Genomic DNA, 25,251 nt, shown 5'->3' on the forward strand with positions numbered 1-25,251 from the left:
TTTACCAATACAGCAACTGTTTCGGCTTCTGATGTCTTTGATACTGATGGAACTGATAACGCGGCAAGTGCTTCTGTTACATTGCAGTCTTCTGACATCAACATTACTAAGACTGTAGACAACCCTACTGCCAATGTGGGTGAGAATGTAGTCTTTACTGTTACTGCTACTAACACCGGTTCAGACAATGCAACTGGACTTAGCATTACTGATCAACTGCCTAGTGGATATACTTTCGTTAGCGCAACAGAATCTACTGGTACTTACAACAGCGGTTCTGGGGTTTGGACTATCGGAGCATTGAACAATGCCGCTTCTGCTACACTAACCATTACTGCTACTGTACTATCAACCGGTGATTATGGAAATACTGCTTCTGTAACTGCACTAGATCAACTGGATCCGGATAACTCTGATGACTCGGCTACCACAGCTGTTAACCCTCCTAGAGCGGATCTTGAATTGACGAAAGTGGTCAACAATTCGAACCCGAATGTGGGCGATGTCATCACATTTACGGTAAGTGTTACGAACAACGGACCTAGTACTTCTTCGGCAACCGGAGTAGAGATAACTGACCTACTTCCTTCAGGCTATACCCTGGGTACTGCTACTCCAAGTACAGGAACCTACGTATCTGGTACTGGAATTTGGACAGTGGGCACGATCGCGAAAGATGCTACAGAAACATTAACCATTACCGCAACTGTACTTGCTGCAGGTAACTTTACAAATACTGCTACTGTTACTGGTGCCGATCAATTCGACCCGGATGCCGGTAATAATACAGCGACTGCTAGTATAGTCGCCTTGTCTTCAGACCTATCATTGACCAAGGCAGTGAGTAATGCGACTCCAAATGTGGGAGATGACATCACTTTTACGTTGACTATGGGTAATGCCGGTCCGGATGTAGCTACCAATGTAGCTGTGACAGATCTATTACCAAGCGGATACACTTTTGTGTCTTCTAACACAACATTTGGTACTTATTCAGCGTCAACAGGTCTTTGGGATATTGGAACCGTTTCTACTACACAGGCTCCGGTATTGACCATTGTGGCCAAGGTGCTTGCAACCGGAACATATGATAATACTGCATCCATTACCGGTTCTGATCAGGATGACCCGACAAGTGGAAATAACACCTCCACTACAGCGGTAACGGCTCAAAAAGCAGACTTAAGCATCACAAAGCTTCAGAACACTAGTACACCAATACCAGGTGCTCAGATAACATATACTGTTACGGTTACTAACAATGGACCAAACGATGCAACCAATGTTCTAGTGAGTGATCGTCTTCCTTCTGGACTGACATTTGTCTCTTCTACTGAAAGCGCTGGAACATATAATTCTGGTACTGGAGTTTGGACAGTTGGAAGTCTTTCTAATAGTTCTTCTGCGGTACTGACCTTAACAGGAACAGTACTGACAACTGGAAGTACTACGAATGTTGCCAATATTGACAGTGCCGATCAGTTCGACACAGACAATTCTAACAACAGTGCAAGCCAGACTTACACTTTACAACAATCTGATATTTCCATCACGAAAGTGGTAGACAATGCATCGGCTAATGTTGGAAGCAACGTGACATTTACCGTTACAGCATCTAATGCTGGACCTGATAATGCTACTAACCTTGTAGTGAACGATCTACTTCCTTCTGGATATACCTTCGTGAGCCATGTGGCAAGTCAGGGTACTTATGTATCGGGTACAGGTGTGTGGACCGTGGGAACAGTGAATAATGCGGCAAACGCTACATTAACTGTAGTAGGAACTGTACTAGCTACTGGTGACTATGGAAACACTGCTTCTGTTGGAAGCCTCGATCAGCAAGACAATACTTCTACAAACGACCAAGCGACAAGTACAGTAACACCTCCACGCGTTGACATTAGTATGGCAAAAGTGGTCGATAGAGAAAGAGTAAATACCGGAGACGCTGTCACCTTCACCCTAACGGTGAAAAACAACAGCACTACTACAGATGCTACAGGAATCACAGTAACTGATCTATTGCCTTCAGGATATACCTACACTGGAGATACTCCAAGTCAGGGTGCTTATGTATCCGGAACGGGAGTTTGGACAGTGGGTAGTCTCGCCAAAAACACCACGGCTACTCTGGCCATTACGGCAACCGTAAACGGGGCTGGCGACTTCACCAATACCGCAACAGTCACAGCTGTTGATCAATTTGATACGGATACTACAAACGATGCTGCAACTGCTTCAACTACCAAGCAATCTGCTGATATAGCCATAGCTAAAACAGTGAGTGATGCAGCACCTCAAGTGGGCGATCAAGTGACTTTCACAATCACAGCAACTCATACTGGTGACGATGCTGCTACAGGTGTTACCATTACAGATGCATTGCCTACAGGCTACACCTTCGTAAGTGCAAGTACACTAACAGGTAGCTACAGCAGTGGAACCGGTGTTTGGACGGTTGGATCAATCGAAGTCAACTCGTCAGTAACATTGACGATTACTGCAACAGTACTTTCAACAGGAACTTATAACAATACAGCTACACTAACGACAATCGATCAAGCCGATAGCAATGCCGGTAATGATTCTGCGACAGCAACAGTAGTAACACAGTTTGCTGACCTGAACATGACGAAGACTGTTGATAACGCCTCTCCTATCCCAGGAGCGGATGTGATCTTTACAGTAACAGTATTGAACCAAGGTGGTGGACAAGCAACAAATGTCACTATCACTGATCAATTGCCAAGTGGCTATACGTTTGTAAGTGCTTCTACTTCTCAAGGCAGCTATTTATCAGATACTGGTGTTTGGACAGTAGGTACTTTAGCCAATGGTGCAAGTGCTTCACTGACACTTAGAGCAACTGTTAAGTCTAGTGGTGTTTACAATAATACTGCTTCAGTTACCACTTCAGATCAGTTTGACAGTGACGGAACGGACAACAGCGCTAGCCAATCAGTAACAGTTCAGAACTCTGACATTAACCTTGCAAAGTCTGTCGATAATGCGACTGCCAATGTGGGTCAAAACGTAGTATTTACCGTTACAGCTATCAATCAAGGTCCTAATGATGCGACCAATGTCATTATCAAAGATCAGCTTCCAGCAGGATACACTTTCGTATCTAGCAGTACAGCTACTGGTAGCTACAGTAATGCAACTGGGCTATGGACACTAGGGTCTTTAACTAATGGTGCAACTGCAACACTAGATATCACAGCTACTGTAGTAAATGTTGACAACAACACTAATACGGCATCTGTACAATCACTGGATCAGCTTGATCCGGATGCTACAGACGATTCAGCCACAGCTACAGTGACTCCTCCTATTGCAGAATTGGGTATTACCAAAACTGTCGATGTGGTAACAACTACTCCGGGTGACCCAGTAGTCTTCACAGTTACTGTTACAAGTGGTGGAGCGAGTACTGCTGATGCGACAAATGTCACAGTTACTGATCTATTGCCAACAGGATATACTTACACAGGTGATACGCCTAGTCAAGGAACATATACTTCGGGAACTGGAGTTTGGGATATTGGTACAATCACCAATGGTGGTTCAGTTACTTTAACCATTAATGCCACTGTAACTGCCGTAGCAAACTACACGAACGTGGCGAGCATCACTGCATCAGATCAGTTCGATCCGAACGGTGGAAACAATACAGCCTCGGTTAGTCCTACAGTTCAGTCTATCGACTTACAAATGACCAAAACGGTGGACAATGCCACTCAGGATGTAGGTGAAAGCGTAATATTTACAGTATCACTCCTCAACAACGGACCTGACCTAGCGACTAATGTTGTTGCGAATGATCTATTGCCTTCTGGATATACCCTTGTATCAAGCACAGTGTCTCATGGTACTTATGTATCAGGAACTGGCGTCTGGACGGTAGGTAGTTTGGCAAATGCCGAAACAGCGACATTAACGCTGAGAACGACAATCAACTCGACTGGTGTTTACACCAATACAGCTTCGGTTACTTCTGCGGATCAAACTGATTCAAATGGCGCAAATGATTCAGACAATGCGGTTTCTGCCCCTCTACTTTCAGAAGTGGGCGTGACCAAAGTGGTTGATAATAGCACGCCACTACCGGGTGGAACTGTAGAGTTTACCATAGTTGCTACTAACAGCGGTACTGCAACAGCAAATGGTGTTCAAATTACAGATGTACTTCCTTCGGGATACACATTTGTAAGTACGCCAACCATTACAGCCGGTACCTATACAAATACTTCAGGCCTTTGGGATGTAGGAAATATTGCAGCGGTTGGTAGCCAGACTTTGGTAATTAGAGCAACAGTTAATACGGCTGGTACTTATACCAATACAGCTACAATTACACGTAACAATACTTTTGACACTAATGCGGCTAATAACACTGCATCTGAGTCTGTTACCATGCAGCAGTCAGATTTGAGCGTCACTAAGGTTGTCGACAATGCAACTACAAATGTTGGTCAAAATGCAACGTTCACCATTACGGTTAGTAATGCTGGACCGAGCAATGCGACTAATGTCAATATCCTTGACCTGCTTCCTTCAGGCTATACCTTCTCTAGTGCTACACCTAGCCAGGGAACATACACTTCTGGAACGGGCGTTTGGGCTGCGGGAACCATTAACAATGGTAATAATGCGACTTTAGATATTGTTGCTACAGTACTTTCAACAGGTACTTATACAAATACTGCTAGTGTTCAGTCATTAGATCAGTTCGATGGTACATCAACTAATGACAGTGCTTCGGAATCAGTTGATCCTGCTAATATTGATTTGGCACTAACCAAATCGGTTTCACCTGCTGGAGCAAATGTTGGAGATCAAGTAACCTTCACAGTCCTTCTAGAAAACAATGGACCTGATGGTGCTACAGGCATATCCGTGACAGACCTCCTACCTGCAGGTTATGCGTTCGTAAGCGCAACTGCCGACCAAGGCACCTATGCCAGCGGAACAGGAATTTGGACAGTAGGTAGTCTTGCAAATGGCGTTGCCAAATCGCTTGAGATTGTAGCCACATTGAATGCTGCGGGAGCACTGACTAATACAGCAACTGTTTCTGCAGTAGCAGAATTTGATACCAATACTGCTAACAATACAGCGACAGCAGCAGCCTTTATCGAAAGTTCGGATATCTCTGTTGCCAAATCTGTAGACAACCTCACTCCTAATATTGGTGAGTCCGTAATCTTTACCGTAGTGGTGAACAACTCTGGACCAGATCCTGCTGACAACCTAATCGTTACCGATCTATTGCCAAGCGGATTTACTTATGCAAGCCATACCGTAGATAGAGGTTCTTATGTTTCAGGAACAGGCGTTTGGAGTATCGGCACACTGAATGATGCCGGAACAGCCACGCTACGTGTTACTGCCACAGTGCTATCAACTGGAAGCTACGCGAACACCGCTTCGGTTACTTCACTAGATCAGAATGATCCAGATGCTACAGATGACACAAGTACTATTACTGTAGTGCCAATGGTAGCTGACCTAAATGTTACCAAGTCAGTAGACAATGCGACTCCTAATATAGGGGATGATGTAATCTTTACAGTGAACGTATTGAATCAAGGAACTGGGGCAGCTACAGGTGTTCAGGTGACTGATCTATTGCCAAGTGGATACACACTTGTAAGTGCAGTGACTTCTCAAGGCAGCTACGTTTCTTCTACTGGTCTATGGACTGTAGGAGGAATCGCCAATGGTTCGACAGCTACTTTGACACTGAGAGCTACGGTGCTCGCAACAGGAAATTATACCAATACGGCTACAGTTACGGCTTCTGACCAATTCGATGGTGATGCCACGGACAACTCAGATACCGCACTGGTTACTTTGGAAACTTCGGATATCGCCATAACCAAAACGGTTGACAATGCAACTGCCAATGTGGGTGAGAATGTAACATTTACAGTGACTGTTAATAACACAGGAGCTGACAATGCAACAAATCTCAGCATCAATGAAGCCTTGCCTTCTGGTTATGCATTCTTGAGTGCCACAGCGTCTGTGGGTACTTATAGCAGCGGAGCTGGTGTATGGACAATAGGTTCGCTCAACAATGCTGCTTCTGCAACATTGACCATTACAGCAACAGTACTTTCTACGGGTGACTTTACGAATACAGCTTCGGTTAAAGACCTCGATCAGCAAGACCCTGACAACACAGATGATTCGGCTTCTGAAACAGTGACAGCTCCGGTAATGGACCTAGAATTGGTAAAAACTGTAAGTAATAGCAGTCCAAATGTGAGTGACCTCATCACATTCACGGTGACGCTAACGAATAACGGCCCTACTGCAGGTTCGGCATCAGGGATTGAAGTAGTTGATGTATTGCCTTCAGGATATACATTTAGCTCAGCTACACCTAGCGTAGGTACTTATACCAACGGCACTGGGCTTTGGACAGTAGGTAGCTTAGCAAAAGATGCTAGCGCTACCTTGGTGATCACTGCTACAGTTCTATCGACTGGAGACTTTGCCAACACAGCAGCTATCACAGCAGCTGACCAGTTCGATCCAAATACAGGTAACAATACATCTACCGCTACAATTGTAACACAGTCTGCTGATCTCGCATTAGTGAAAACGGTGGATAGTGCAACGCCTAATGTGGATGATGAAGTTACTTTCACATTGACACTATCTAATGCAGGACCAGACTTAGCAACCAATGTTGCCATTACCGATATCCTACCAAACGGATACCAGTTTGTGAGTTCTAATACAGCATTCGGCAACTATAGCGCAACAACAGGTCTTTGGACTGTGGGTAATGTGACTACTGCTCAATCTCCAGTGTTGACCATCAGAGCGAAAGTGTTGCCGACTGGTACGTACAATAACACTGCATCGATTTCAGCTTCGGATCAGGACGATCCTACGACAAGCAACAATTCAAGCACTGCTAATGTAGATGCACAGATCTCTGATTTGAGCATTACTAAGATGCTGAACGATAACAACCCTATTCCGGGAGCGACTGTGGTTTATACCATCACGGTAACGAATGATGGCCCTGACGCTGCTACTTCGGTTGAGGTAAGCGATAGACTTCCATCAGGTATTGCCTTCGCTAGCTTCACTGCCAGCACAGGAACATACGATGCCAATACAGGCATCTGGACTGTAGGTGGTCTAGTGAATAGCTCTAGTGCTGTGTTGACATTGACAGGAACGGTTCAAACCACTGGCAACTTCACCAACGTAGCGAACATCAACAGTGCTGATCAGTTTGATTCTGACAATAGCAACAACAGTGCGAGCCAAGGCTTGACCTTACAAGAGGCTGATATTGCTGTTACTGTAGCTGTAGACAATGCTTCTGCGAATGTTGGAGAGAATGTAACGTTCACTGTAACGGTGAATAACAATGGTGGAGATGATGCGACTAACCTTGTAATCGACAACCTCCTCCCTTCTGGCTACACACTAGTAAGTCAATCTCCAGCTACAGGATCGTACAATGCCACTACAGGTGTTTGGACAGTGGGCAACCTTGCCAATGGAGGTTCTACTACCCTAACTGTAGTAGCTACTGTAAATGCTTCGGGTGATTATGGTAATACTGCATCACTAAGCAGCTTAGATCAAGTAGACGATAACAGCACGAACGATCAGGATACTGAAACTGTAACGCCTCCAAGAGTAGACATTAGCGTTGCTAAGACTGTAGACCAAGACCGCGTGAATACTGGCGATGAAATCACATTTGTGATTACAGCTACAAACAATGACGGTTCTGAAGATGCTTCTGGTGTCGTGATTACAGATCTATTGCCTGACGGTTATACCATTACAGGTAGCACGCCTAGCCAAGGTACTTACGTATCGGGCACTGGCGTATGGACAGTGGGCAACTTGGCGAGTAACAGTATTGCAACCTTGGCCATAACGGCAACTGTTAATGCTACTGGTAATTTTGAAAATACAGCTACAGTTACTGCTGCCGATCAATTCGATCCTGATACAGATAACAACACGTCTAGCGTATCGACAGAAAAGCAAGTTGCAGATATCGCTGTAACCAAAGTGGTAGACGATGCTGCACCGCAAATCGGAGATCAGATCAAGTTTACAATTACAGCTACGCATACAGGCACTGACGATGCAACGGGAGTAACAATTACCGATGCCATCCCTAGTGGTTACGATGTGGTAGGTTCGACTACGGTTAATGGTAGTTTCAATAGCGGAACAGGCATTTGGACTGTAGGTACTATACCTGCAAATACAGCTGTTTCTCTTGAGATAATGGTGACTGTGAAATCGACTGGTGTTTACAACAACACAGCATCGCTAAGCACAATTGATCAAGCCGATGGTGACAATGGTAACGACTCAGCTACGGCTAACGTAGTGCCTCAAGTCGCTGACATCAACCTCACTAAAACGGTTGATAACGCTGCCCCAATAGCTGGTGATGACGTTATCTTTACTGTAACAGCCATGAACCAGGGAACTGGCGAGGCTACCAATGTTGAAATCACAGATCAATTGCCAAGCGGTTACTCACTTGTGAGTTTCTCAACATCTCAAGGCACTTATACCACAAGCACAGGAGTTTGGACAGTTGGTACATTGGCCAACGGAGGAAGTGCTTCATTGACAATCAGAGCAAGAGTACTTTCAACAGGAGATTACAATAACACCGCTTCGGTAACTGCTTCCGATCAGTTTGATAATGACGCAACTGACAATACTGCTTCTAGAAGCGTAACGGTTCAGTCATCAGACATCAGCATTACTAAGGTGGTAGACAATGCTTCGGCTAATGTTGGTGAAAACGTAGTGTTCACGGTAACTGCAAGCAATGCTGGGCCTGATGCCGCAACGAATCTCGAGGTTCGAGACGATTTGCCTGCCGGATACACCTTCGTATCAAGCAGTACGGCTAACGGAAGCTTCAGCAATGCGACTGATATCTGGACCATCGGTACATTGGCTAGCGGAGCATCTGCTACCTTAACAATTACGGCTACCGTAGCATCTGTTGATGACAATGTGAATACAGCATCTGTTGCCGAACTCGATCAGCTTGATCCTGATAGTTCGAATGATAATGCTTCAGCAACGGTAACGCCTCCGGTGGCGGATCTATCCATCACCAAAGGTGTGAATACAACCACCCCTACGGTGGGCGAGGAAGTAACCTTCACGCTAACGGTACAAAGTGAAGCATCTAGCACTGCTGATGCCACCAATGTGGAAGTTACAGATGTACTACCTGACGGATACACATTCGTTAGCGCAAGTACTGCATCTGGTACTTATGACAATACTACTGGAGCTTGGGCTGTAGGTACAGTTGCCAATGGAGCTAATGCAACATTGACGATTAATGCCACTGTAAATGCTACAGGTGACTTAACCAACATTGCAAGAATTACGGCCTCTGATCAGTTTGACCCTGATCAAGGAAATAATACGGCTACGGTGAGTACAAACTCTCAAGCAATCGATCTTGCAGTGACCATTACACCAGATGTTACTACTCAGGATGTTGACGGTGAAGTGACCTTCCAAATCACGCTCACTAACAATGGCCCTGATGCAGCAACAGGAGTAATTGCGAATAACATATTGCCTGACGGATTCACTTTCGTATCTGCCAACCAAGACTTCGGCACATACAATGAGACTACCGGAACGTGGAATATCGGTGCACTGGCCAACGGAGCCACGGCTAACTTAACCGTAGTAGGTAAGGTGCTGAGCACAGGAAACTATACGAACACCATTTCAGTAGTTTCAGCAAACCAGACGGATCTTGATAACACCAATGATGAGGCAAGTACTACTATTACTGCCCTCCTATCTGATGTATCAATAACAAAAGTGGTTAGCAATGCTACTCCAGTTCCTGGCGAAGCCATAGAATTCACAGTAACCGCTTCTAACGCTGGTCCTAACAGTGCAAGAGAAGTTCAAGTAACAGATGTACTGCCTAGCGGATATACCTTCGTGAATGCGACAAGAACAAAAGGTACTTATGACAATACCACAGGTATCTGGAACATTGGTACCATTGGTAATGGAACCACACAGACGCTAATCATTAGAGCGACAGTAAATGCAACTGGTGATTACTTGAACACAGCCACCAGTACTAGAAATTCAACCTTCGATACTGACGCAAGCAATGACAGCGCAACTGCGACTGTTACGGTTCAAGAAGCAGATGTAAGTGTTACCAAGATTGTGAGTAACAACATTGCCAATGTTGGCGAAAACGTAACATTTACGGTTACTGCATCTAATGCAGGACCTGACACTGCTACCAATGTGGAGATTGTCGACAAGCTGCCTACAGGCTTTGCCTTTGTAAGTGCAGCGCCTAGCCAAGGCACATACAATGCAACAAGCGGAGTATGGACCTTAGGAACATTAAATAATTCAAGTAGTGCCACAATCACGATCATAGCCACCGTTCAATCAACCGGTGTCTATGAGAATGTGGCTTCGGTCCAACGTGTAGATCAGAATGATACTGATAACACCAATGACTCTGCTACTGCAACAGTGACTCCTCCGAATGCGGACCTTGCCGTCACCAAAGTGATTGACGATGCAAGTCCAAACGTGGGTGACAATGTTACTTTCACAGTAACTGTTACTAACAATGGGCCTGATCAAGCAACGGACATTGTGGTGACCGATCAGTTACCTTCTGGATTCACCTTGGTGAATGCCACCGAAAGTCAAGGTGCTTATGTTTCAGGAACCGGAATCTGGACAGTTGGTAGTTTAACGAATGGAAGTGTAGCCACACTTGAAGTACTAGCTACAGTGAATGTGACTGGTGACAGAACAAACACAGCATCAATCACCAGTGTGAATGAGTTTGATCCAGAGACAGCGAACAATACTGCTAGCGTTTCTTCAGGCATTCAGAACTCTGACCTAAGCGTTTCTAAGTCTGCTAGTGATTTGACACCGAATGTGGGTGATGAAATTACCTTCACGGTAACAGTGAATAATGCTGGACCTGATGCCGCTTCGAATATCACGATCACCGATCAGCTACCTTCAGGGTTTACTTTCGTAAGTGCGACTCCATCTAGAGGTACCTATGACAACTCAACTGGTCTATGGTCATTTGCAAGCCTGAACAATGCAGGTGTAGCAACACTAGTGGTAAAAGCAACTGCCCTATCGACTGGAAGCTTTGTAAACACAGCAACAATCACTGCTGCGGATCAAAACGACACTGATAACACGAACAACAGTGCATCTGTGACGCTGGACCCTATGATTGCTGACCTAGCCATTACTAAGGCAGTGGACAATGCCAATCCAGTTCCTGGTGATGATGTAATATTCACCATCAACCTTACGAATGACGGACCTGATGCTGCTACTGGAATTACAGTGACAGATCAGATACCGAGCGGATTCGCTATAGTGAGTGCAGTAGCTTCTCAAGGCACTTACACTTCAAGCACTGGTGCATGGACAATTAGTAGTCTTGCCAATACTGCAACAGCGACATTGACCATCAGAACTACAGTACAGTCGACTGGTGACTTCGCCAATACAGCTACCGTTACAGCTTCTGATCAGTTCGATGACGACAATACAAATAATACAGCCAGCAGTGCTGTGACTTTACAGTCATCAGATATCAACGTTACGAAGGCAGTCGATAATGACGATGCCAACGTGGGCGAAACAGTGACCTTCACTGTGACTGTTACAAATGATGGTACTGATAGAGCCACTGGCTTGACCATACTCGATCAACTGCCATCAGGTTATAACCTAATTTCGGCTAACCCGAGTGCTGGAAGCTATGTTTCGGCAACAGGTATCTGGACTATTGGACAACTAACCAATGGTAGCACAGCAACATTGACCATGAGCGCCTCAGTACTCTCAAGTGGAGATTACACTAACAGCGCATCGGTAAATACGCTAGATCAAATCGATCCGAATAGTGCCAATGACTCAGCTTCTGCTGTGGTAACTCCACCAAGAGCTGACCTAGCCATCACTAAGACGGTTGACAACACCAGTCCGAACGTTGGCGATGTAATCACATTTACCGTATCGGTGATTAACAATGGACCAAGTACTTCGGCTGCCACGGGTATTGAAGTGACAGACTTAATACCTTCTGGTTATACCCTCGTCACTCCTACTGCAAGTCAAGGAGCATATGATAGCAACTCTGGTATATGGACCCTAGGTTCTCTTGCCAATGCTGCTACTGCGACCTTAACGATGACAGCAACAGTGAATGAGTCTGGTGACTTCACTAACACTGCAAGAATTTCGGCTAGTGATGTCTTCGATCCAAATGAAGGAGATAACACGGCTAGTGCAAGTATATTAGCGCAAGCTTCTGATCTTGAAGTAACCAAGTCAGTAAGCAATGCCATGCCGAATGTTGGTGAGAACGTAACCTTCACCATCAACTTGAGCAATTTGGGTCCTGACCCAGCAACAGGTGTTCAGGTAACCGATCAAATACCTAGTGGATATGACTTTGTTTCTGCAACAACCAACTTCGGTTCGTATGCGGATAACACAGGGCTTTGGACATTAGGATCGATCGCTAATACTCAAACTGCAACATTGACCATAGTGGCAACGGTAACTGAAACCGTCAACTATGACAATACAGCTACAATTACTGCCGTAGATCAGGACGATCCTGAAGAGGCCAACAACGAAGCTACCGTTGAGGTAACAGCACAATTTGCTGACCTGAGCGTATCGAAAACTGTTGATAATGCTTCTCCAGTACCAGGCGAAGATGTGATCTTCACTATTACAGCAGCAAATCAAGGCCCGAATACAGCAACTAATATTGAAATCACTGATCAACTGCCGAGCGGATATGTACTGGTGAGCAGCAATGCTTCCATCGGCACTTATTCTAGCACAACAGGTATTTGGAGCATCGGAAGTATTGGAAGCTCAGGCAGTGCCGTGCTTACCATCAGAGCGACAGTTCAAGCTTCTGGTGACTATACAAACACTGCATCTGTAACAGCATCCGACCAGTTTGATGTAGACAGCTCAGATAATCAAGCGTCTACTAGCGTAACTGTTCAGACTTCAGACATTGTTATTACCAAAACGGTAGACAATGACGATGCTAATGTTGGCGAAAACGTGGTATTCACAGTTACGGTAACCAATAATGGACCGAACACTGCGACAGGCCTGGCAGTAACAGATCAGTTGCCATCAGGCTATACCTTCGTAAGCGCTACATCTAACCAAGGTACTTTCACAAGTGCTACTGGAAACTGGAACATTGGAACATTGCCAAATGCAGGTGTAGTTACACTTGAAGTAACAGCAACGGTACTGGCAACTGGTGACTACACGAACACGGCTACCGTAAGCAGTTTAGATCAGGTTGACCCTGACAACACAAGTGATACAGCATCTGGAACGGTAACACCTCCACGTGCTGACCTTAACTTGACTAAGGTGGTTGATGCTAATAACCCTAATGTTGGCGATCAGGTAACGTTCACCGTAACCTTGACAAACAATGGACCTAGCACTGCCGCGGCAACAGGAATTGAAGTAACTGACCAATTGCCATCGGGTTATGCATTGACAAATGCCACCACTACCCCAGGTACGAGCTACAACAATGTAAATGGTGTTTGGACTGTTGGAGATCTCGCCAATGGCGAAATGGTTGTATTGACTATTGAAGCAACCGTCAAAGAGAATGGTGACTTTACCAATACGGCCAGCGTAACAGCATCTGATGTATTCGATCCGAATGAAGGTGACAATACAGCTAGTGCAAGTATTGTGGCACAGTCGGCAGACCTCTCATTGACTAAGACTACCAACGATGCCACACCAAATGTGGGTGATGATGTTACTTTCACAATTAGTGTGAACAACCTTGGCCCTGATGCTGCAACTGGTGTTGTAGTAACGGATCAACTGCCATCTGGCTATGACTTTGTAAGTGCCAACACCTCCTTCGGTAGCTACAACAATGCTACTGGCCTTTGGACTATCGGATCAGTTGGTAATGGTACAACTGCTACTATCAACCTAATCGCGAAGGTTAAATCGACTGGTGATTACGATAACACAGCAACAATTACAGCTTCTGACCAGGATGATCCTGATTCAGACAATGATGATGCTACGGTAAATATTACAGCGCAATTCGCTGATCTGAACATTAGCAAAGCGGTAGATAATGCATCTCCTGTACCAGGTGAGGATGTAATCTTCACCGTAACGCTTCTGAATGAAGGACCGAATGCTGCAACCAATATTGAAGTAACCGATCAGGTACCTGATGGCTACAGCATTGTTAGCACAACCGCTTCGGTTGGAACATATGTGAGCAGCACAGGAGTTTGGTCATTGAGCAGTCTAGGCAGTAATGCCTCAGCAACGCTAGTGATTAGAGCCACTGTACAATCAGCAGGTATCTTCACAAACACAGCTACAGTTACTGCATCTGATGTATTCGATACAGACAATACAGATAATAGTGCAAGTGCTTCTGTTACCCTTCAAACGTCTGATATCAGTATTACTAAATCAGTAAGCAATGCTTCGGCAAACGTGGGTGATGAAGTAACCTTCACAATAGTAGCCACTAATGATGGACCAAACGAAGCGACAGGATTAGTCATTGAAGACCTTATCCCATCAGGATACGACCTAATCAGTGCTATCTCTACTAAAGGATCATACAATAGTGGTTCTGGACTTTGGACTGTCGGTTCGCTGAACAATGCTGCCACTGCAACGCTAACGGTTGTAGCTACGGTGAAGGCATCCGGAGACTATGCAAACACAGCTGCTGTAAATGCACTAGATCAAAACGATCCTGACAATGCAAATGATCAGGCAACTGCAACGGTAGATCCGCCAAGAGCTGACCTAGAACTAACCAAGACAGTAAGTGCTACTGATCCTAATGTAGGAGATGTTATTACGTTCATCGTAACACTGACCAACAATGGACCAAGTACATCAAATGCTACTGGCATTCAAGTAACCGATCAATTGCCAAGTGGTTATACGCTAGGTACTGCTACTCCAAGCGTGGGAACTTACACTAGTGCTTCTGGTCTATGGGATGTTGGAACATTAGCTAAAGATGCAAGCGCCACCCTAACGATAACTGCTACAGTTGGTGCAGCTGGGGACTTTACAAATACGGCTAGCATTACTGCCGCTACGGAGTACGACCCTAATGCGGGTAATAACACTGCCAGCGCGAGTATTGTAGCTCAGTCTGCCGACTTGGGCATCACTAAAACGGTTTCCAATGCAACACCAAATGTTGATGAAGAAATCACATTCACCGTATCGCTTACCAACAATGGTCCTGATGCAGCTACCAATGTAGAGGTGACAGATGTACTGGCAAGTGGTTATGACTTTGTGAGTGCAACAACAGCCTTCGGAAGCTACAATGCATCTACAGGACTATGGGATGTTGGCGTAGTGAATAACAGTGAAACAGCTACACTTACGGTAGTTGCGAAAGTAAGAGCAACAGGCGATTACAATAATACCGCGACTATTTCTAGCAGTGATCAAGACGATCCGCAGCCTATCAACAATACACAAACTGTTGAGGTAGATGCGCAGCAGGCTGACCTGACCATCACTAAGGTAATTGACAACACCACCCCTATTCCAGGTGAGCAAGTAGTTTACACGATTACAGTGACCAATAACGGTCCTGATGCCGCTACCAATGTAGAAGTGAGTGATAGACTGCCAAGCGGATATACTTTTGCGGCATTTACAACAAGCACAGGAACTTATGATGCTACCACTGGAATTTGGACTGTCGGAACACTAGTTAACAGCTCAAGTGCAGTAATGACATTGAGAGCAACTGTACTTGCTACAGGTTCTCATCTAAACGTGGCGAGCATCAATGATGTAGATCAATACGATCCGGATGCATCGAATAATAGTGCAAGTCAAGGTGCCACAGTTCAGGAATCTGACCTTATAGTAACCAAGGTGGTTGATAATTCAGCAGCGAATGTTGGAGAGAGTGTGGTATTTACCGTAACAATTGCGAACAACGGACCAGACGCAGCAACCAATATCGAATTGGAAGATCGTCTACCAAGCGGATACACATTTGTAAGTTCGACAGTTTCTCAAGGTACATACAATAGCACAACAGGTGAGTGGACGGTAGGCACAATTGCTTCGACAAGTTCAGCTACTCTGGATGTTGTAGGTACTGTTTTGGCGACTGGTGACTATGGTAACACAGCCACCATCAGTGAGATCGACCAGAACGATCCTGACGACTCGAATAATACGGCAACAACCTTCGTGAATGCTCCAAGAGCTGATATCGGATTGTTGAAAGAGGTAAACATCTCTCGTCCAAATGTTGGTGACGAAGTAGAAATCACCGTAACGGTGGTTAACAACGGTCCTGACAATGCGAGTAATGTAGAAATCACTTATCTACTGCCTGATGGGCTAGAGTTTGTTTCTGATAATCCTACGCAAGGTGCTTATACAGCAAGTAATGGACTTTGGGCGATCGGAGACATTCCGAATGGTGGTACAGAAACCATCACAATAACAGCTAAAGTATTAGCTGATGGTTCTTATGAAAACAACTCATTGGTGACCGACCTTGTCGAGCATGATGAGGTGGAATCTAACGATGCGGCAGATGTGACCATCTTCCCTACTCAAACTGATATTCTGGTAGAGAAAGCGGTTGACAATGGCGGACCAAATGTTGGTGAGAATGTAGTCTTCACCATCACGGTGACTAACAATGGACCTGATGCAGCGACTGGTATTACACTAGAGGATGAATTGCCAAATGGCTACACCTTCCTGCTAGCCAATGCAAGTCAAGGTGGTTTCAACAATACCAATAGTGTTTGGACAGTTGGTAACCTTGTAAATGGTGCTTCGGCAACATTGCAGATCACTGCGCTTGTCAAGTCTGATGGAACATACACCAACACAGCATCACTATTGAATGTAGATCAGTTTGATCCAGATTTGACTAACAACGAGGCAAGCTCTACGCCAAGACCTCAGCGTGCTGATGTAACTGTGAGTAAAACGGTGGACAATGCCAACCCTAACCCAGGTGATGTAATTACCTTCTTAGTGACAGCATTTAACATTGGTCCGGATGCAGCTTCAGACGTGCAAATCCAAGATCAATTGCCAAGTGGTTATAGCTTACAAAACGCATTTGCTTCGCAAGGGACCTTCGATCCTGTTACTCAGATTTGGAGCCTAGGTACACTTGGAGACGGAAGTAGCGCAGTACTCGTAATGAGCGTTGCGGTGAATGCTTCGGGTAACTTCGAAAACATTGCTTCGATCACTTCTTCGGATCAATTTGACCCTGATGCTACGAACAACAGCGGAAGCCAGTCAATTATTCTGCAAAAAGCGGATGTCGTTATCACGAAGACGATCGATAATGACAATCCAAATGTCGGTGATAGAGTGACCTTCACCATGACAGTTACCAACAACGGACCTGATGAAGCTACTAGCGTATTGGTTGACGACCTAGTTCCTGCTGGATATGATATTATAAGCAGTTCAGTAAGTCAAGGAGGCTATAATGCCACTACAGGAATCTGGGGTATTGGTACTATTCCAAATGCTGGAACAGCCATCTTGAATGTAGTTGCAACCGTTACGAGTTCTTCGGCTTACAACAACATTGCTAAGATCATTGAAGTGGATCAGTTAGATGAGAACGCTGCCAATGACGAAGCATCTCAGAGCATTACGCTACAACAGTCAGACTTAGGTGTAACTAAAGTGGTAGACAATCCAACGGCTAATGTTGGTGACTTTGTGAACTTCACAGTAACAGTAACCAATAATGGACCTGATGCGGCAACAGGCGTAAGAGTACTCGATCAAGTGCCTTCTGGGTACACCGTGATCAGTACCAATACAAATGGTAATGGCGTTTACAATGAGATCTCAGGCGAATGGATCATCGGAACAATCAACAATGGCGCAAGTGCAACATTCAATGTTCAAGCCAGAGTATTACTAGATGGTGAATTTGAGAATACAGCAGCTGTATCTGCTGTAGATCAGGTTGACAGTAACGGAACCAATGATTCTGCTTCTGCAACGGTGACCTCACCGAAAGTAGACATTGCCATTGCCAAAACGGTGGACAATGCAAATGCGAATGATGGCGATCCGGTAGTCTTTACGGTAACCGTCACCAATATTGGACCAGACAATGCTGCTGCCTCAGGCATCGAGGTGGTGGATAAACTACCAAATGGTTATGACTTGGTGGGTACCCCTACTGTGAGTCAAGGTACTTATGATGCTACAACTGGACTATGGGTTGTTGGCGGACTTGCAAAAGATGCTTCCGCTACTCTCACGATCAACGCGACAGTGAAGCTCACAGGAATATTCACCAATGTTGCTGAAGTAACCGATGCTGATCAGTTCGACCCTAATGTGGGTAATAACCTTGCTTCGGTAAGTGTAGGACTTCAAACATCTGACCTCATCATCACCAAAACGGTTAATGACGATGTACCGAATGTAGGTGATGAAATCACATTCACAATTCAAGTGAAAAATGATGGACCTGATCCTGCTACTAGTGTCCAAGTGACGGATGCCATTCCTAATGGATTCTTCTTTGTAGAGGGTGTTACAGGAACAGGCAGCTACAACGGAACAACAGGTATCTGGGACATAGGATCTATTCAAGTAGATGGTATCGTAACACTGGAGATTAAAGCGACTGTTAGATCTACAGGTAATTATATCAACACCGCAACTATTTCGAACTTAGATCAGGTTGATGCTGATATCACTTCGAACATCAGCACGGTTACGGTAGACCCTCAAATTGTTGACTTGAGTATTGTTAAGGTGGTTGATGTTGCCAACCCGAAAGTAGGTGACGATGTATTCTTCACGGTAACTGTAACAAACAACGGCCCTGATGCAGCCACGAATGTTCAAGCATCAGATGCCCTGCCTGCTGGTTACCAACTGGTAAATAGTTCGGCAAGCGTGGGAACCTACGATGAAGTAACAGGACTTTGGATGATCGGTGACCTTGTAGCATCTGCAAATGCAGTACTCAACATTAGAGCTACCGTATTGTCCAATGAAAACTTGGTGAACAATTCATCAATTGACTTTGCTGATCAATTCGATCCGGATCTAACCAATAACACAGCATCAGCTGGATCCGATGTTGCTTCGGCAGACATCAACATCCTGAAAGTGATTGACAATCCATTTGCCAATGTGGGTGAAAATGTAGTCTTCACTATCACGGCAAGCAATGACGGACCGGACCAAGCTTCAGGCTTGAATGTGACTGATAAGCTACCTAACGGATATCAACTGGTGAGCGCTGTTCCAAGTGTCGGAACGTACACAAGTACAACCGGTGTTTGGGCAGTAGGTACGCTAGACGATGGTGCACAAGCCACGCTTACTGTAACCGCAACAGTTCAGGGAGATGGTGAGTACAATAACATGGCAGCGGTTACTTCTCTAGATCAATTCGATCCGGATGAAGCCAATAACCAGTCTGATGCCAATGTTGCTCCTCCACAAGTGGATCTGGAAGTAATGGCGTCTGTTGATGAGTCTAATCCAAATGCAGGAGATCAAGTAACGTTTACTTTCACTGTTCAAAACAATGGACCAGATGACGGAACAGGCGTTTCGATCGAAAGCCTATTACCGAGCGGATTTACATTTGTAAGCGCAGACCCTAGTAAAGGAACGTATGACAACACTACTGGTGAGTGGACAGTTGGTGACTTAGGCAATGGATCGCTTGAAGTGATTACCATTGTAGCGACAGTCAACAGTTCAGGAGATTTCACAACAACGGCTTCTGTTTCGGCTGCCGAGCAGTTCGATCCAAATACGAATAACAATAGCGCTTCTGCCGGAGTAACACTTCAGGGTGCTGATATCTCTGTGGTGAAAACAGTAGATGATGCTGAACCAAATGTTGGTGACAATGTCAACTTCACGATCAACGTTTCTAACGCTGGTCCAAATGACGCAAGCAACCTAGATATCCTAGACCTATTGCCAAGCGGATATACATTCGTAAGTGCCGACCCTAGCAAAGGATCGTACAACAACACGACAGGTGTCTGGAGCATTGGCACATTAAGTGGTGGCGGAAGTGAAAGCCTAGTAGTAAGAGCTCAAGTATTAAATACTGGCGACTATGAAAATACCGCATCTGTCAATGCAGTGGATCAGTTAGATCCGACAAGTACTAATAATACTTCGTCAGTCTCTGCTCCTCCTCAATTGGTTGACCTTGTTATCACGAAAGTGGTTGACAACGATACCCCAATTATCAATGAGGAAATTGTATTCACCATAACGGTGAGCAACAATGGACCTGCCAGAGCAACAGGTGTTATAGTTGAGGATATTTTACCAAGCGGTTATACCCTCATTAGTAATAATGTAACGCCAGGCACATCATTCGATAGAGATACGGGCATCTTCACAGTAGGCAACTTGGTCAGCGGTGGCAATGCAGTATTGACATTAAGAGTGAGAACTAGCGAAACTGGACTTCACGATAATACCGCGACTATCACAGCACTCGATCAATTCGACACTGATCAAACTAACAACAGTGCAGATAGACCAGTAACCATACAGCGCGCTGATATCAGTGTTACAAAAACTGTTGACAATGCAGTGGCCAATGTTGGAGAGAATGTGACTTTCACTGTGACTGTAAGCAACGCAGGACCAGATGCTGCTTCGAGCCTTGTGGTGAATGATCTTCTTCCAAGCGGATTCACACTAGTAAGCGAAAGTGCTGCATCAGGAACATACAACAGCACCACTGGCGTATGGACAATCGGTGCACTGGCAAACGGTGCTTCAACTACCTTAACCGTAACAGGTACAGTGCTTTCACTAGGAGACTACAATAATGTAGCTGCAGTAGTGAATTCCGATCAGGTAGATGATGACAAAACGAATAATTCAGCTTCGATTGAAGTGGTACCACCTCAATCAGATTTGAGTATTTCTAAAGCTGTAAATGCAAACAATCCTAACGTAGGCGATCAAGTGACATTTACTGTCCTTGTCACCAATAATGGTCCTGATCCTGCGAATGCTACCAATGTGGAAGTGACGGATCAGCTACCAAGCGGATATACCCTAGTCTCTACTTCGGAAAGCCAGGGTAGCTATAACACTACTTCAGGTGTTTGGGATATTGGAACATTGGCGAATGGAGCTTCTGCAACATTTACGATGACAGCCACTGTCCTTGCAGCAGGAGACTTTACCAACACTGCTCAAATCACTAACTCAGATCAATTCGATCCGAACTTGGGTGACAACACGGCAAGTGCAAGTATTGTGGCTCAGAATGCAGACCTCAGCATGGCGAAGGCAGTGAGCAACAGCGATGCGAATGTTGGAGAGAATGTGATATTCACAGTAACACTTTCAAATGCTGGACCTGATGCTGCGACCAATGTAACGGCTCTTGATAAGCTACCTTCTGGATATACCCTAGTGAGTGCAAGTGCTTCGCATGGAGCCTACAACGGTAGTACAGGGGTTTGGACAGTCGGTTCAATCGCCAATGGCGAAGATGCAGTACTGTCAATAACGGCAACTGTACTAGAGTCAGGTGAATTCACCAATACAGCTTCTGTAACAGCGGCAGATCAGGATGATCCAGATGATAGTAACAACTCTGCTAGTGCAGGAGTAACAGCGCTTAAATCTGATCTTGAGATTGTGAAAATTGTTAATCAGGCAACGCCAATTATCAATGAGCAAGTTGTCTTCACTGTAACGGTGACTAACAATGGCCCATCACCTGCTACTAATGTAGAAGTGACTGACAATGTGCCGAATGGTTTCCTAGTGACCAGTACTACAACTAGTCAAGGAAGCTACAGTGCCGCAACAGGCATTTGGGAAGTTGGTGACCTAGCCAATGGCGGAAGCGCAGTTATTAACTTCATTACTGAAGCACAGCCTACGGGTGATCATACCAACATTGCTACCATTACCGCTGCCGATCAGTTCGATACGGATGAGACCAACAACAGCTCGCAACAGAGTGTAGTAGTTCAAACGGCAGATGTTGGTGTAAGCAAAGTAGTGAGCGATGCCACAGCCAATGTGGGTGAAAGCGTAGTCTTTACCATCAATGTATTCAATGCAGGACCAGATGCCGCCACTAGTCTTGAGGTACAAGACCTACTGCCTAGCGGTTATGAATTAGAAAACTCAACTGCCGAAAGCGGAACATATGTAGATGCGACAGGAGTTTGGACAATTGGAACACTTGCCGCGAATGATACGGTGACCTTGACCATTCAAGGTGAGGTATTATCAACCGGTGATATGACCAATACGGTTTCCATTACCAATAGCGACCAGGTTGATCCGGATACCAGCAGCGATGAAGCTTCTGCTGAAGTAGTCTTCCCTACTGCTGACCTGGCGTTGACCAAGTCTTCAGACATTACTCGTGCTGATATTGGTGAGGAAGTCAACTTCACAATCACCTTGACGAATAATGGACCAGATCAAGCCAATAACATTGAGGTCTCTGAGATTATTCCAAGCGGATTTATCCTAATCGGAACTGAAGCGAGTAAAGGTGATTACGATGCAGGCACCGGACTATGGACATTGAACTCAATGACCTTGAATGAGCAGGCTACCTTGACGGTCAAAGTTCAGACTAAGGCTGAAGGCAGCTTCTCTAACACCGTTCGAGTAAACGATGTAGATGAGTTTGACGACAATACAGCTAACAACAGTTCTACCGCGAGCATCTCTCCTCGATCCGCAGATCTAGAAGTAGTGAAAACTGTCGACAATGATATACCGAATATTGGCGAGGAAGTAACCTTTACCATTGCGCTGACCAATAACGGACCTGATGATGCAACAAATGTTGTGGTGACGGATCAGATACCTTCTGGTTATGAAATCGTGAGTATCGCTGCGGATGCAGGTAGTTATGATGCTAGTCAATCGGCATGGATACTTGATGGTATCAACAATGGTCAAACGCTCAACCTACTCATCACTGCTAAAGTGCTTGAAGAAGGTGAGTATGACAATACCGCTACCATCAGTAGCCTAGATCAGAAAGACAGCAATGCTGATAATGATAGCAGTGAGGCAGAAGTGAACCCTCCTACTGTTGACATTGCTGTTACCAAGACCATCGACAATGATGAAGCCAATATTGGTGATGAGGTGAACTTCAGCATCCTTGTCAGGAACGTTGGTCAAGATGGAGCATCAGGAATTATCATCTCTGATCTACTACCATCAGGTTATACCTTCGTAGATGGTTTCGCGAGTATCGGTACTTATGATTCCATCACTGGAGAATGGCAAATCGATCAGCTGATCGAAGGTAGTAGTGCATTCCTACTTGTAAGAGCTACCGTCAATGGATCGGGAAGCTATACAAATACTGCTCGTTTGATTGCTGTAGACCAATTCGATGTGAACCCTAATAATGATCTATCGTCTGCGTTCACTAGCATCAAGCAGGCTGATGTAGGCTTGACCAAAACGGTTGACATCACAAATCCAATCATTGGAGATGTGGTGAACTTCTTAGTGACCATGGTTAATACAGGTCCTGAAACAGCCTCTGGTATTGTAGTCAATGACCTATTACCTGATGGCTATCGATTCATAGGATTTACCGCCATTGGCGACTATGATGAAACACTGGGAGTTTGGAGTGTGGATACGCTTAGACTCAATCAGGTGGCTACGCTATCGATCCGAGCCGAAGTATTGCCTACAGGCAACTACCTCAACATCGCAAGTATTCAGAACATTGATCAAACGGATTTGAATTCAGCCAATGACGAGGCCTTCGCTAAGATTCTACCAGACATTTCAGATCTGCAAATCGAAAAATCGGTGAGCAATGCTCGTCCTGAGTTGAATGAGACCATCACCTTCTTTGTGACAGTGGGTAACAACGGACCAAGCCCAGCAACGAATATTGAAGTGCTGGAAGAGGTGCCAGATGGATATACCGTAGTGAGCATTGCAGCGGGTGCAGGTACTTATGACACCAATACCAATATTTGGAGCATACCGACATTGGGTGTAGATGAGACAGCAACATTGGGTATTACCGTTACCGTCAACCGAGCGGGTGAATACCTCAATGAGGTGTCCATCCTGGGAGCCGATCAGTTTGATCCAGACCTGTCTAACAACACAGCGTCTAAACGAATCACCTTGCCAAGGGCTGATCTTTCAGTAATCAAATCGATTAGCGATGACGATCCTGAAAGTGGAGGTCAAGTGATCTTCACCATAGTAGTGAATAATGCTGGACCTAACCCTGGAACAAATGTGGTGGTCACCGAATCACTGCCTTCTGGTTATCAGTTTGTAAGTGCAACGACAACGACTGGCACCTACGATGAAGTGGCTGGGACCTGGAACATTGGTATCCTAGTCATCGATCAAACAGAGACACTAGTCATTGTTGCCAACGTATTGGATGATGGTGATCATACTAACTCTGTATCTGTCATAGGTACTGAGGTAGACCCTGATGAAACCAATAATGTTAGCACGGTAGAGTTGACCTTTAATAACCCACCAATTGCAGAAGATGATGAGGTGACTATGCTTCAAAATACATCCTTAGACAATGGAACGGTAATTTTCAATGACACTGAGGCAGACGGAGATCAGTTGACTTACTCACTTGTTAATGGAGGTTCAGCTTCAGAGCGAGGCACCCTAGTCTTCAATGCGGATGGTTCTTATACTTATACACCAACGCCTGACTTCTTTGGAGTGGTGACATTCACTTACCAAGTTTGTGACAATGGTATTCCTGTCAAATGTGATACGGCAGTGGTGACCATTACTGTACTTGAGAACTCGGATGTAATTCCTGGTCAGGGTATCTCTCCTAACAACGATGGTATGGGAGATGAAACATGGTTTATTGAGGGTATTGATAAATTCCCTGATAATAATGTCAAGATCTTCAACCGTTGGGGTAACAAGGTCTGGGAAGCTGATGGCTATAACAATACTACCAATGCATGGAATGGTGATGCTATTGTAGGATTGTTCATCAATAAAGATGGAGAGCGACTACCGGATGGTACCTACTTCTACGTAGTCGATTTGGGCAATGGCACGAAGCCGTTGAGTGGATTTATAGTCATAAAACGATAAATAGATACTGAACATGAA

The 25,251-nt window shown here is 45.1% G+C and carries 1 protein-coding gene; it reads left to right on the plus strand.

Features of this window, described 5'->3' with window-relative positions; all coding sequences use genetic code 11:
* Positions 1 to 81: 81 nt before the first annotated feature.
* Positions 82 to 25,233 (plus strand): gliding motility-associated C-terminal domain-containing protein, encoded by a 25,152-nt coding sequence (locus J4E76_RS20325; protein WP_208506642.1) that lies wholly within the window; start codon positions 82 to 84, stop codon positions 25,231 to 25,233.
* Positions 25,234 to 25,251 lie beyond the last annotated feature (18 nt).

Source organism: Roseivirga sp. E12 (genome assembly GCF_017592825.1).
In the GTDB taxonomy this organism is placed as follows: Bacteria; Bacteroidota; Bacteroidia; order Cytophagales; family Cyclobacteriaceae; genus Roseivirga.